The organism is Stenotrophomonas maltophilia (assembly GCF_006970445.1).
Classification (GTDB): domain Bacteria; phylum Pseudomonadota; class Gammaproteobacteria; order Xanthomonadales; family Xanthomonadaceae; genus Stenotrophomonas; species Stenotrophomonas maltophilia_AU.
The window spans coordinates 3,371,068-3,383,965 of sequence record NZ_CP033877.1 but is presented as its reverse complement, the minus strand read 5'-3'; the positions used below and the strand labels follow the sequence as shown (position 1 = coordinate 3,383,965).

Annotated in this window: 8 protein-coding genes; 3 read left to right on the top strand and 5 right to left on the bottom strand. The window is 68.0% G+C overall.

The features are described from left to right. Positions 1 to 43 precede the first annotated feature (43 nt). Positions 44 to 1,426, bottom strand: a complete 1,383-nt coding sequence (locus tag EGM71_RS15610; protein ID WP_188485608.1) for an L-serine ammonia-lyase — start codon at positions 1,424 to 1,426, stop codon at positions 44 to 46. Positions 1,427 to 1,526: 100 nt separating this feature from the next. Here EGM71_RS15610 and EGM71_RS15605 point away from each other — a divergent pair, with 100 nt between their 5' ends. Next, on the top strand, positions 1,527 to 1,757 hold the full coding sequence (locus tag EGM71_RS15605; RefSeq protein WP_188485607.1) for a glutaredoxin family protein: 231 nt from the start codon (positions 1,527 to 1,529) through the stop codon (positions 1,755 to 1,757). Between the two features lie 71 nt (positions 1,758 to 1,828). Here EGM71_RS15605 and EGM71_RS15600 read toward each other — a convergent pair whose 3' ends face one another. Genes EGM71_RS15600 through EGM71_RS15590 form a run of 3 tightly spaced genes read right to left on the bottom strand, consistent with a single transcriptional unit; the run spans position 1,829 to position 3,618 of the window. After that, entirely contained in the window at positions 1,829 to 2,401 is a 573-nt protein-coding gene (locus tag EGM71_RS15600) for a YceI family protein (RefSeq protein ID WP_014038147.1), read from the bottom strand. Between the two features lie 3 nt (positions 2,402 to 2,404). Beyond that, a complete protein-coding gene (locus EGM71_RS15595) occupies positions 2,405 to 2,977 on the bottom strand; it encodes a cytochrome b (RefSeq protein WP_005418388.1) in 573 nt (190 codons plus the stop codon). Beyond that, on the bottom strand, positions 2,974 to 3,618 hold the full coding sequence (locus EGM71_RS15590) for a YceI family protein (RefSeq protein ID WP_188485606.1): 645 nt from the start codon (positions 3,616 to 3,618) through the stop codon (positions 2,974 to 2,976). Before EGM71_RS15590 ends, EGM71_RS15595 begins: the two co-directional genes overlap by 4 nt. Positions 3,619 to 3,782: 164 nt before the next feature. On the opposite strand from EGM71_RS15590, the gene EGM71_RS15585 reads away from it, so the two are divergent. Together EGM71_RS15585 and EGM71_RS15580 are read left to right on the top strand one after the other, a co-directional pair. Continuing rightward, on the top strand, positions 3,783 to 7,325 hold the full coding sequence (locus EGM71_RS15585) for a sensor histidine kinase (RefSeq protein WP_188485605.1): 3,543 nt from the start codon (positions 3,783 to 3,785) through the stop codon (positions 7,323 to 7,325). A gap of 96 nt (positions 7,326 to 7,421) precedes the next feature. Next, positions 7,422 to 10,949, top strand: a complete 3,528-nt coding sequence (locus EGM71_RS15580; protein WP_188485604.1) for a hybrid sensor histidine kinase/response regulator — start codon at positions 7,422 to 7,424, stop codon at positions 10,947 to 10,949. Between the two features lie 481 nt (positions 10,950 to 11,430). On the opposite strand, the gene mdtD is transcribed toward EGM71_RS15580, so the two are convergent. After that, entirely contained in the window at positions 11,431 to 12,840 is a 1,410-nt protein-coding gene (gene mdtD, locus EGM71_RS15575) for a multidrug transporter subunit MdtD (RefSeq protein WP_188485603.1), read from the bottom strand. Between the last annotated feature and the right edge of the window lie 58 nt (positions 12,841 to 12,898).

Here is a 12,898-nt window from a genome sequence, read left to right as displayed (position 1 = left end):
GCCCGGCTGCAGGGTAGAGCCAGGCCATGCCTGGCTGCGGCCATCAGCACTCGATGACGTTCACCGCCAGGCCACCGCGGCTGGTTTCCTTGTACTTGTCCTGCATGTCGCGACCGGTATCGCGCATGGTCTTGATCACCTTGTCCAGCGACACCTTGTGCTTGCCGTCGCCACGCATCGCCATGCGCGAGGCATTGATCGCCTTCACTGCGCCCATTGCATTGCGTTCGATGCAGGGGATCTGCACCAGGCCACCGATCGGGTCACAGGTCAGGCCGAGGTTGTGTTCCATGCCGATTTCCGCGGCGTTCTCGATCTGGCTGGGGTTGCCGCCCAGCGCCGCGACCAGGCCACCGGCCGCCATCGAGCAGGCCACGCCCACTTCGCCCTGGCAACCCACTTCGGCGCCGGAGATCGAGGCGTTTTCCTTGTACAGGATGCCGATTGCTGCCGAGGTCAGCAGGAAGTCGAATACGCGCTGTTCGTTGGCGCCGGGGCAGAAACGGTCGAAGTAGTGCAGCACCGCCGGCAGCACGCCGGCTGCACCGTTGGTCGGCGCGGTCACCACACGACCACCGGCGGCGTTCTCTTCGTTCACTGCCAGCGCGTACAGGTTGACCCAGTCCAGCGTGGTCAGCGGATCGCGCATCGCTGCTTCCGGCTTCGACGACAGCTCGCGGTACAGCGCCGGTGCACGGCGGCCCACCTTCAGGCCACCCGGCAGCACGCCCTCCTCGCGGATGCCGCGGGTGACGCACGACTGCATCGCGCTCCAGATCTCGCGCAGCTGGGCGCGGATCTCGTCTTCGCTGCGCCAGCACTTTTCGTTCTCGAACATCAGCTGGGCAATGCTCATGCCGCTGCGTGCGGTCTGTGCCAGCAGCTCGTCGCCGCTCTTGAACGGGTAGGGCAGCGGGGTTTCATCGGGCACGATGCGGTCATCGGCCGCGTCGTCCTGGTTGACCACGAAGCCGCCACCGACCGAGTAGTAATCGCGGGTGGCGATCACTTCGTCGTCGGCGTTGTACGCGGTGAAGCGCATGCCGTTGGTGTGGTAGGGCAGCTTCTGGCGCTTGTTCATGCCGAGGTCGCGCTTCTCGTCGAAGGCGATCTCGTGCTGGCCCATCAGCTGGATGCGCTTGCTGCTGCGGATGCGCTCCAGGGTGGCCGGGATGATGTCCGGGTCGATCAGGTTCGGCCGCTGGCCTTCCAGGCCCAGCAGGATCGCCTTGTCGGTGCCATGGCCGCGGCCGGTCAGCGCCAGCGAGCCGTAGACATCGGCGCGGATGCGCGCGACCTCGTGCAGGCGGCCCGGATCGAGCAGCCAGCGATGGATGAATCGCTCGGCGGCCTTCATCGGCCCGACGGTGTGCGAGGAGCTCGGGCCAATGCCGATCTTGAAAACGTCGAACGTGCTGACAGCCATGGTTGCCGTACTGCGGGTACCGGAAGAGACCGCTATTCTAGCGGTTCACGCTGCACTTCCATGGCTGCGGCGCAGCATTTCCGCCAAGGGGACCCATCCGGTGTTGACTCTGTTCCAGCGCGACGATTGCCACCTGTGCGACATGGCCCTGGCCGAGCTGGCCAGGGCGCGGGCGCCGGAGTTCGAATCGGTGTTCCTGGATGACCAGCCGGCGCTGGAAGCCCGCTATGGCGCGCGGGTGCCGGTGCTGCGTGACGAAGCCGACGGCCGTGAGCTGGATTGGCCGTTTGATGCGGCCACGGTTCAGGCCTGGCTGGCCGTCGATCGGTAGTGCCGGCCGTTGGCCGGCAACCCCGCCATGCCCGGTGATGCCGGCCAGCGGCCGGCACTACCGGAAGCGTCTTACTTCGCGTCGAACTTCACGATCGTGCTGATCGCGGTGTCGTCCGGAATGGTCTTGGTATCGGCCCAGTCACCGCCACCGACGCCGAAGTCCAGGCGCTTGACCGTCGCCTTGCCGGTCAGCACCGGCTGGGTGCCCGGCTTCCAGGTGAAGGTCAGGGTAACCGGCTTGCTGACGCCGCGCAGTTCCAGGGTGCCATCGGCGGCGAACTGGTCGTTGCCCACGGCGCGGAAGCCCTTGGCGGTGTAACGCGCAGTAGCGAACTTGCCGACATTGAAGAAGTCGGCGCCCTGCAGGGTCGAGTCACGGTCGCTGTTGCCGCTCTTGGCGCCTGCCAGCGGAATCACCACATCCAGCGAACCGGCGGCCGGGTTGGCCGGGTCGAAACTGAGCTTGGTGGCGAAGCCCGGGAAGCTGCCGGTGAACACTTCGCCGTCGTACTTGGTGGCGAACACCAGGATCGAGCCGGCACCCGGGGCCTGCGCATAGTCCGCGGCGAGCGCCGGGGCGGTGGCCAGCATGCCGGCCAGGGCGGCGGCCACGGCGGCCGGAGTGGTCAGTTTCAGGTTCATCGGTCAGTCCTTCTGAGGGGAGGCGAGCCAGCCGCGCGGCAACATGCGGGACAGCGTTGCATCGCGCTGGAACAGGTGGTGGTAGAAGGCAGCGCCGGCATGGGCCAGCACCACCGCGATCAACAGCCAGAAGCCGTATTCGTGGAGGGCATGGGACACCGCGACGACCTGCGGGTCGGGGCCGCTCAGTTTGGGCACGTCGACCAGGCCGAACCAGCGGAACGGGCGCAGGCCACTGGCCGAATCGTACAGCCAGCCCGACAGCGGGATGGCGAACATCAGCACGTACAGCAGCACGTGGGTGGCGCTGGCGATCCGTTCCTGCCAGCTGGGCACGCCCGGCACCGGTTTCGGCGCACCGGCATACAGGCGCCAACCCAGGCGGAACAGCACCAGCGCCAGCACGGTGATGCCGATCGACTTGTGCGCGGTGTAGACCCAGAAATACTTGGGCGTCTTGGGCAGTTCGCCCATGGTCAGGCCGACCACGCCCAGGGCGAGGATCAGCAGTGCGATCAACCAGTGCAGGATCTGGCTGACACTCCCCCAGGCGGCGGGGGTGTTCTTGGCGGTCATGAAGGGTCCTTGGGGGCCGTCGTGTGGTCGGAGTGTGGAACGGGAGCGGGAGTTCCCGGGGCGTCGCTGCGGTCGAGCGTGGCTTCAGCCTCGATCCGCACCTGTACCGCATCACCGATGACGCCCGGCCAGGCGGTGATGCCGAACGCGCGCCGGCTCAGCGTGGTGCTGGCGGAAAACCCGGCGGTACGTCGGAATGGAGGAAGCGGGTAACGCTTGAGCGCGTTGAAGGTCACATCCAGGGTGACTTCCTGGCTGACCCCGCGCAGGGTCAGCGTGCCGATCACATGCGCGTGCCTGGCATCGATCGCCTCCACCCGGCTGGAGACGAAGCGCGCGGTCGGGTAACGCTCGCCGTCGAGCAGGCTGCGGGCCAGCGTGGCCTGGTTCCACTTGGCGTCGCCCAGGTCCAGTCGCGACACCGGGATATCCACCTCCAGGGTGGCGTCGCGCCAGTTGTCGGGATCGAACCGAACGCGGCCCTCGCTGCCGGACACCGTGCCCATGGCCTGCGAGTAACCTGCGTGGTCGATCGAGAACAGCACCCGCGTGTGTACCGGGTCGAGGCGATAGGTGTCAGCGTCCGCCCAGACGGGGGCGGTGGCGAGCAGCATCGGCAGCAGGGCCAGGCAGGGACGCATCGATGGCGGGCTCCGGAAGGGGACGCTGCGATCATACGCACAGCCCCCTGCCAACGTTGCGTGCATGGCTGCAACAGTTCGTGGTGGCGCCATCGCTGGAAACAGGCTGTTGCAGCCATGAACCCGGCCCTGTGTGACAATCGGCCCAGGACAGGGGGTTCAGGATGACGAGCGGCTGGCGCCTGTGGTGCCGTGGCATCGCAGGTATGGGACTGCTGCTGATGGCGATGGCCACGGCGGCTGCGACCCTGGACATGGCAGAAACACCGCGCCTGCGCCGCTTCGGTGCCGCCGAAGGCTTGCCGTCACGCATGGTGGTGGCGCTGGCAGAGGATCGCCAGGGCCACATCTGGGCCGCTACCGATGGTGGGCTCGCCCGCTATGACGGCAACAGCCTGCGGGTCTGGGAGCACGATCCGGAACAGCCGGGCTCGCTGCCTGGCAACGAGATCGAGACCCTGCTGATCGATCCGCTGGACCGGGTCTGGGTGGGCATCAACGGCAAGGGCGTTGCCCGCCTGGATGCCGACCGCGAGCGCTTCCAGACCTTCGATACGGTCAATTCCACCTGTCAGGGGCAGTTCTGGGCACTGGCCTATGTCGACGACGCCCTGTGGATCGGTACCAACAACCACGGCGTCTGCCGTCTTGGCGAAGACGGCAGCGTGCGCCTCTACACCCATGACCCGGCGCACCCGGATGGCCTGCCCAGCAACAGCATCTTCACCAGCCTGGTTGATGCGCGGGGCCGCCTGTGGGTGGGTACCGAAGCCGGTGTGGCACGTTGGAACGGCAGCGGGTTCGAGCCGGTGGCCGCGCGGGAACTGGGCACGCTGAGCGTGCTCCGGTTGAGCCGTGATGCGGAGGGTTCGATCTGGGTAGGCAGCCAGAACGATGGCCTGTACCGCATCGATGGGCAGGACCGGGTCAGTCGCCCTCGATGGGCCGACAGTGCCCAGCTGCGCTCGGCCCTGGTCCTGGCCGATCGCCAGGGGGGCTACTGGGCGGGCACCTCTGACGGCCTGCTGCGAGGGGATGCGGCGACACTGCGCCGGCTGGAGGGCGACCGCGGCAGCGGCTTCCTGACCGCGCACAGTGGTGTGCTTGATCTGCTGCAGGACCACGAGGGCGGATTGTGGGTGGCGCTGCTGACCCAGGGCCTGGCCTATCTACCACCGGACTGGCGGCGCTTCTCGATCTGGAACCAGCTCGACGGCAAGCCACTGGACAGCCAGTACCTGTTGAGTGCGGCCAGCGACGGGAAGAACTACTACGTCGGCTCGGCCCGAGGGGTGTACCAGCTCGATGCGCAGGGCACCTTGCGTCTGCTGGCCAGCGACCGGCAACTCGGCAACGGCGTGGTGTGGTCGGTGCTGCCGCGCCCGGATGGACGCCTGTGGCTGGGACGCGGCGGCCGCATCACCATCTACGATCCGGTCACCGGCGCATTGCGCGATCTTCGGATCGATGGCAGTGCCGACCTGCGCCAGCGCATCGACCTGATGCGGCAGGCGCCCGACGGCACGGTGTGGGTGTCGGTGATGGGCCTGGACCTGCAGCAGCGCAATGCAGAGGGTCGGCTGCTGCACAGCTATCCGCTGGAGCATTTCCGCGGGACCGCCGATGCGCCGATCGAGCAGATCCGCTTCGACGCCCATGGCCGGCCCTGGGTGATGGGCGACATGGGCATCTGGCGCGAGCAGGCTGGACGCTTCGAGGCAGTACCGGGCGTTTCGCGCGGCCCGATCTACGACCTGGTGTGGATCGATCCGCAGCAGTTGTGGCTGGCGCGCCAAGGCGCCTTCGAGCGCTACCAGTGGGATGGCATGAGCCTGCGCCTGATCCAGCGCATCGACGGCAGCGCGGGTGTGCCGCCGGTCACCATGGGCGGGTTGGCGCTGGCCGACAACGGCCAGCTGTGGGCCACGACGCCGCGCGGCCTGCTGCGGTGGGACCCGAAGACGCGGCGCCTGCAGCAGTTCAACGAGCGCGATGGCCTGTCCGATGCGGAGTTCACCGGCCGGCCACCGGCGGTCAACGCCGATGGCCGTGTGCTGGCCGTCACCCAGACCGGGTTGGTCGCCTTTGACGTGAATGCAGACGACACCGTGCTGCCGACTTCATCGCTGGTGATCGCTGAAGTGCGGGTGCGCCGCGACGATGCACGCGGTTGGCAGCCCTTGCCGCTCACCGGCACCCTGTTGCTGGGACCGGATGACCGCGATCTGCAGATCGATGCGCGGCTGCTGTCCTATGCCAGCCCGCAGGGCAACCGTTACCGCTTCCGCGTGCAGGGCTACGACCAGGACTGGGTGGAGCAGGGCGGCGATGGCCAGCGCACCCTGTCGCGGCTGCCGACCGGCAGCTATGTCATCGAGGTGCAGGCGGCGACCGCGCGGGGTGCGTGGACACCCTCGCAGCAGCTGCAGGTGAAGGTGCTGCCACCGTGGTGGCGGAGCGGCATGGCGATCTTCGGCTACATCCTGCTGGGATCGCTGCTGCTGGTGATCCTGGTCTGGTCGATCCGCGCGCGGCTGCGCCGTCGCCAGCAATGGCAGCTGACGGTGCACAAGCAGCAGCTGGCCGAGCAGGCCTCGCAGGCCAAGAGCCGCTTCCTGGCCACGCTTGGCCACGAAGTGCGCACGCCGATGACTGGCGTGCTGGGCATGAGCGAGCTGCTGCTGGCGACCCCGCTGGATCCGGTGCAGCGCGGCTACGCGGGGTCGATCCAGCAGGCCGGTAGCCACCTGCTGCGGCTGGTCAACGATGCGCTGGACCTGGCCCGCATCGAAGCCGGGCGGCTTGAGCTGGACCTGCGTCCGTTCGATCTGGGGGAGCTGCTCGACCAGGTGCAGGGCCTGATGCAGCCGATGGCGCAGCAGCGCCAGCTGGAGTTCCAGCGCGGCGAAGATCCGCCCGGGCCGGTCAGCGTCAGCGGCGACGAGATGCGTGTACGCCAGATCCTGCTGAACCTGCTCGGCAACGCCATCAAGTTCACCGAGCGTGGCCACGTCGGCCTGGCCGTGCGCCTGGAAGAAAAGGGTGGGCTGTGTTTCGAAGTGCATGACAGTGGCCCGGGCATCAATGCCGAGCAGCAGCAGCGCCTGTTCCATCGTTTTGAACAGGCCGACGGCCCGCGCACCGCGTCGCGCTACGGTGGCAGCGGGCTGGGGCTGGCGATCTGCCAGGAGCTGGCGATGGCGATGGGCGGATGCATCGAAGTGGACAGCCAGCCGGGCAAGGGCGCGCGGTTCCGCGTGCGCCTGCCGCTGCCCTGGACGCGCCAGGCCGCCAGCGCGGCAGGCGAGCCGGTGGCCCAGCCCGCACTGCCGCCGCTGCGCATCCTGCTGGTCGAGGACGATGCCACGGTGGCCGAAGTCATCGCCGGCCTGCTGCGCGTGCGCGGGCATGAGGTGGTACACGTGCTGCATGGACTGGGTGCGTTGTCGGAGATCGCCACCGACGGTTTCGACGTGGGCCTGCTCGATCTCGATCTGCCCGCGCTGGACGGTACAGCCATCGCCCGCCAGCTGCGCACCATGGGCTATGAACTGCCACTGGTGGCGGTGACCGCCCGTTCCGATGCCTATGCCGAAACCCAGGTGCTGGCCGCGGGCTTCGATGGCTTCCTGCGCAAGCCGGTGACCGGTGACCTGCTGGTGGCCGCCATCGCTCTGGCACGTGCGAAACGACAGGCGCCTGCGTGACTGCGCCGGCGCCGGGCGTGAACGGCGCGACTTTCGGTTTACCATGCCGACGCCCGCAGCGCGGGAATCATCAGGACCAGCGTGAGGAGGCAATCGGTGGTGTATCTGCGGGCGGCGATGCTGCTGCTGGTCCTCCTGTGCTGCGCGTTGCCCGCTGCGGCACAGCCAGTACCCCCGAGTCCGCGGCAGGTGACGGTGTTCGATGGCTTGCCATCCAATACCGTCAACCGCATGGCCGAGGATCGGTACGGTTACCTGTGGATCGCCACCAACGATGGCCTGGCCCGCTATGACGGGCGCACCTACCGCGTGTGGCGTTCCGAGGATGGGCTGCGTGACAACCGCATATGGACGGTGCTGGTCGATGCCCGCAACCAGTTGTGGATAGGCACCGAGAACGCCGGCCTGGTGCGCATGTCGGCCGACCGCCGCCAGCTGCACTTCTACGACCGCAGCAGCCAGCCGTTGATGGGCACCAACACGGTCTGGAGCCTGGCCAGCACGCCGGATGGCTCGATCTGGTTCGGTACCCACGAAGGCGGCCTGTACCGCCTGGACAGCCAGGACCGCCTGCAGCGCTTCCTGCCCGAGCCGAACAATCCGCGCAGCCTGCCTTCGTCGTCGGTGCCCTACCTGGCCACGCTGGCCGATGGCAGCCTGTGGATTGGCACCAAGCATGGCGTGGCGCGCTGGACCGGGACCGACTTCGAACGTGTCGGTACGGACATCATCCCCAGCCTGCTGATCAACGGGTTGACCGCCGAACCGGATGGCAGCCTGTGGATCAGCACGATGGCCGGGGCCACCGTGCGCCGCCCGGATGGCCGCTTCGAGGCGCCGCCGTGGAAGCTGCCGCCAGGTGAACAGGTGCTGGGCATGATGCTGCGCGACGAGCAGGGCGGGCATTGGCTGGATACGCGGACCGGGCTGGGGCGCGCGGTCGACGGCCAGTTCCAGACCGTGCCGCTGTACAGCGCGATCGCGCGCGGTCCGGTGCGGCCGAACTGGACCGGTGCCTATGAGGACCGCGAAGGCGGCATCTGGCTGGCCAGCACCAATGCCGGGCTGTGGCACCTGCTGCCACGCTGGTGGCAGTTCTCGGTGCTGTCGCGGCTTGAGGACGACCCCAGCTCGCTGCGCAATGCGCTCGTGCTGGGTACCAGCCCCTCCAGCAATGGCGGCGTCTGGACCGTGGGCAGCCACGGCGCGCTGGACCGCTTCGATCCGAAGACAGGCAGGATCGAGCAGCACCGCACCTGGGTCAACGGCATGCACTGGCTGACCTCGGTGCGTGAGGACCGGCGTGGCCAGGTCTGGATTGGATCGACCGATGCGCTGGTGCGCTACGACCCGCAACGGCGCGAACTGCGTCGTTGGGGCCGTGATGCCGGTGCCGATGCGGCGATGGAAGGGGTCGTCGAAGCGATGATGACCTGCGACGGCGACAGCCTCTGGTTGATGCTGCCCGCAGGCCTGCAGCAACGCGACCTCGACGGACACCTGCGGCGCCAGCTGGACAATGGCCAGCGCGGACTGCAGCAGGGCCAGCTCAACCTCGATGTGGAATGCGGTCCGCAGGACCACATCTGGCTGGCCAGTAGTCGTGGCCTGCTGCAGTGGCTGCCGGAAAGCGAGCGCTTCCAGCCGGTGCCGGGTGCGCCGGCAACCGCGATCCATGCGTTGCATGTGGGCCGCGACGGCCAGGTCTGGTTGTCCGAGGACGGTCGCCTGTCGCGTTACCGCTGGAGCCAGGGGCGCCTGGAACGGCAGGCGGTGGTTGGTGCCGAGCAGGGCTATCCGGCGATCTCCGCCTCCGGCCTGGTGGTGGATGCACAGGGTGTGGCCTGGGCGACCAGCGCACGCGGCCTGGTACGTGTCAGTGCCGATGGGCAGAGCGTGCGCCTGTATGGCGTGCACGATGGCCTGCCGAGCCAGGAATTCCGCGAGCACACCTTGATTGCGGCGGCCGACGGCCACCTGGTGGCCGGAACGGCGGCGGGCGCGGTGGTGTTCGACCCGGAGCTGGTGCGTCCTTCGGTACGTCGCGCCCCGCTGGTGATCGAGCGGGTGGAAGTGCGCCGCAACGAGCAGGTGCTGGACATGACCCACGATGCGCCGCTGCAGATCGCCGATGGCGACCGCGACCTGCGCATCGTGGCGCGATTGCTGTCCTTCGCCGACTCGGCATCCAATACGTACCGTTACCGCCTGGCCGGCTACGACCCGGATTGGGTCGAAGTCGGCCCAGCCGGTGAGCGCCTGTTCTCGCGCCTGGCGCCGGGCAGCTACCGGCTGGAGGTGCAGGCACGTTCGGCCGACCATGTCTGGTCGCGTGTGCAGAGCCTGGAGTTCCGCGTGCAGCCGCCGTGGTGGCGCAGCCTGTCCGGCCTGCTGGTGCTGGCATCGGTCGGATTGCTGCTGACCAGCTGGTTCGCCTGGCTGTACCGGCGCCGCCTGCAGCGGCGCCACGCCTACCAGCTGGCGCTGCACAAGCAGGAACTGGCCGAGCAGGCGTCGGCGGCCAAGACCCGCTTCCTGGCCAACCTTGGCCATGAGATCCGCACGCCGATGACCGGCGTTCTGGGCATGAGCGAGCTGCTGCTGGCCTCGCCGCTGGACCCGCAGCAACGCGGCTACACGCAGTCGATCCGGCATGCAGGCGAGCATCTGCTGCACCTGGTCAACGATGCGCTGGACCTGGCGCGGATCGAGTCCGGGCGCCTGGAACTGCAGTCGCAGGCGTTTGCGTTGAATGGCCTGTTGCAGGATCTGGCGGCGCTGATGGGCCCGCTGGCCGCACAGAAGGGCCTGCGCTTCACCCTCGACAACCAGCTGCCAGCGGGTCTGCAGGCGACCGGTGATGCCATGCGCGTGCGGCAGATCCTGCTCAACCTGCTGTCGAACGCAGTGAAGTTCACCAGCCGCGGCACCATCACGCTGCACGCGCGCTGCGATGGCGAACTGCGCGCGCTGCACTTCGAAGTGCGCGATACCGGCCCGGGCATCAGCCAGGAACAACAGCAGCGCCTGTTCCGCCGCTTCGAGCAGGCCGATGGTGCACGTACGGCAGCGCAGTACGGTGGCAGTGGCCTCGGCCTGGCGATCTGCCGCGAGTTGGCGCATGCGATGCAGGGGCGGATCCAGGTGGAGAGCCAGCTGGGCCGGGGTACCTGTTTCGGCGTGACCCTGCCGTTGCCGCTGGTTGTGGACAGCGATGCCGAGGCGTCCGCCGAGGGGCATCGCGATGAAGCCGCGAACATGCCACCGCTGCGGGTGCTTCTGGTCGAGGACGATGCCACCGTGGCCGATGTGGTGCGGGGGCTGTTGAGCGCACGCGGCCACGAGGTGGTGCATGCGGGCCACGCGCTGGCGGCGCTGCGCGAGATCAGTGCCGGCGATTTCGACGTTGGCCTGCTGGATCTGGACCTGCCGGGCCTGAGCGGCTTCGAACTGGCCCAGCACCTGCGCAACCAGGGCTACATGCTGCCGTTGCTGGCGGTGACCGCACGCACCGATCCGGACCTGCAGCAGCAGGTGGAAGCGGCCGGCATCGGCGGTTTCCTGCGCAAGCCGGTGACCGGCGAGCTGCTGGTGGAAGCGATTGCCAGGGTGATGGGAAGGTAGGTTCGGCAGGGCCTGCGGCCCTGCACCTGCTGCAAGCCGGAGCAACAGCAACAGCCGAAGCAAAAGCTGGCTTCCTGTGGGATGGCGGGGTGGATCCGGTTGCGGGAGACGCCGTAAACCCATCCATGGGGGCTTGGCCGCGGCATCCATGCCGCGGACACTCCCGCAACCGGACCCACCCCGCCTTCGACAGTTTTCCGCGATCTGTCGGATCTGACCCCAGATGTATTTCGATATCTGACAGATGTGTCGACCAAGGTCGACACCCACCAACAGCAGCGACCATCTGTCAGAGGTGGGGTGGTGTCGCAGTGCGGGGTGTCAGCCGCATGGATGCGGCTGCCAAGCCTACAGGGACGTACTTGCGGCGTCCCCGCGCTGCGACACCGCCTCGCCAACCCACGGAATGCTCGCTGTTGCTGTTGCTGTTGCTTCGGCTTCGGCCTCTGCGGGTGCAGGGCCGCAGGCCCTGCCGAACCCCTCATTCCGCAACGTGCTCGACCTGCCGCGGTTCGGGCTTGGTGTCGGGCAGCTGCCAGAAGATCATCGTCGAGGTCAGCGTGATCGCACCCACGCACAGGAACGTGGCATGCAACGCCGCGGTGGCGTCGGTGCTGTCCAGGTGGGTGCCGAACGCGGCCAGCAGGCTGCCGGCGGCCGCGGCGCCGAAACCGGCGGCCAGCATCATCACCATCGACAGCAGGCTGTTGCCGGAACTGGCGAATTCGCGGTCCAGATCGCGCAGGGTCACGGTGTTCATCACGGTGAACTGCAGCGAATTGACCGCACCGAAGAACGCCAGCTGTACCAGGCGCCAGGCCAGGTGCTGGCCGGGCGTCATCAGGATGAAGCTGGCCATTGCCAGGCCGACCAGCACGGTGTTGGTCATCAGCACGCGGCGGTAGCCGTAGCGTTCGACCAGCTTCACCGCCAGCTTCTTCGACACCATGCCGGCGGCTGCCACCGGCACCATCATCAGGCCGGCGTTCATCGGGCCCAGGCCGAGGCCGACCTGCAACAGCAGCGGGATCAGCATGGGCATGGCGCTGCTGCCGATGCGCGAGAACAGGTTGCCGAGAATGCCGATGCGGTAACTGGGCACGCGGAACAGGGCCAGCGAGAACAGAGGCGCGGTGGAGTTGGCGGCGTGCAGCCAGTAACCGACCAGCGCAGCCAGGCCCGCGACCGTCATCAGCATCACCAGCGCGTGCGGGGTGCCGAGCCCGGAGATGCCGTCCAAGGCCAGCGACAGCACCACCATCGCGAAGGCCAGCATGATGTAGCCACGCAGGTCGAAACGGGTGCGATGGCTGGCGTAGTGGTCGGGCATGATCTTCATCGCGGCGATGAAACCGATCACGCCGATCGGCAGGTTGATCAGGAACACCCAGTGCCATGAGGCGATCTCGACCAGCCAGCCGCCCAGCGTCGGGCCGATCAGCGGGCCGACCAGCGCGGGGATGGCGATGAAGCTCATCGCGCGCAGGAAATCCTCGCGCGGCACCGAACGCATCACCGCCAGCCGGCCGACCGGCAGCAGCATTGCACCGCCGATGCCCTGCAGCACGCGCGCGCCGACCAGCTGGTGCAGGTGCTGGGCCAGCGCGCAGGCCAGCGAGCCGAGGGTGAACAGGATGATCGCCACCAGGAAGGTGCGCCGGGTGCCGTAGCGGTCGGCGATCCAGCCCGAGGCGGGAATGAAGGTGGCGACCGCCAGCGCGTAGCTGAACACCACCGACTGCATCTGCAGGGGGCTCTCGCCCAGGCTGGCCGCCATCGCCGGCAACGCCGTGTTGACGATGGTCGAGTCCAGCATCTGCATGAAGATCGCCAGGGACACCAGCCACAGCAGGGGACGCTGGCGGTTGTAGGTCGATGGCGATGTGGACATGGGGTGTGGCCGGTGCAGCGTGGGGGCTGCCATGATCGCGCACTGCGGGTCACGGCGC

What these genes read in the sequence shown, in the direction of transcription:
- EGM71_RS15590 (WP_188485606.1), bottom strand. Translation starts at nt 3,618, where the DNA reads ATGCGTCCCTGCCTGGCCCTGCTGCCGATGCTGCTCGCCACCGCCCCC.
- EGM71_RS15585 (WP_188485605.1), top strand. Translation starts at nt 3,783, where the DNA reads ATGACGAGCGGCTGGCGCCTGTGGTGCCGTGGCATCGCAGGTATGGGA.
- EGM71_RS15600 (WP_014038147.1), bottom strand. Translation starts at nt 2,401, where the DNA reads ATGAACCTGAAACTGACCACTCCGGCCGCCGTGGCCGCCGCCCTGGCC.
- mdtD (WP_188485603.1), bottom strand. Translation starts at nt 12,840, where the DNA reads ATGTCCACATCGCCATCGACCTACAACCGCCAGCGTCCCCTGCTGTGG.
- EGM71_RS15595 (WP_005418388.1), bottom strand. Translation starts at nt 2,977, where the DNA reads ATGACCGCCAAGAACACCCCCGCCGCCTGGGGGAGTGTCAGCCAGATC.
- EGM71_RS15610 (WP_188485608.1), bottom strand. Translation starts at nt 1,426, where the DNA reads ATGGCTGTCAGCACGTTCGACGTTTTCAAGATCGGCATTGGCCCGAGC.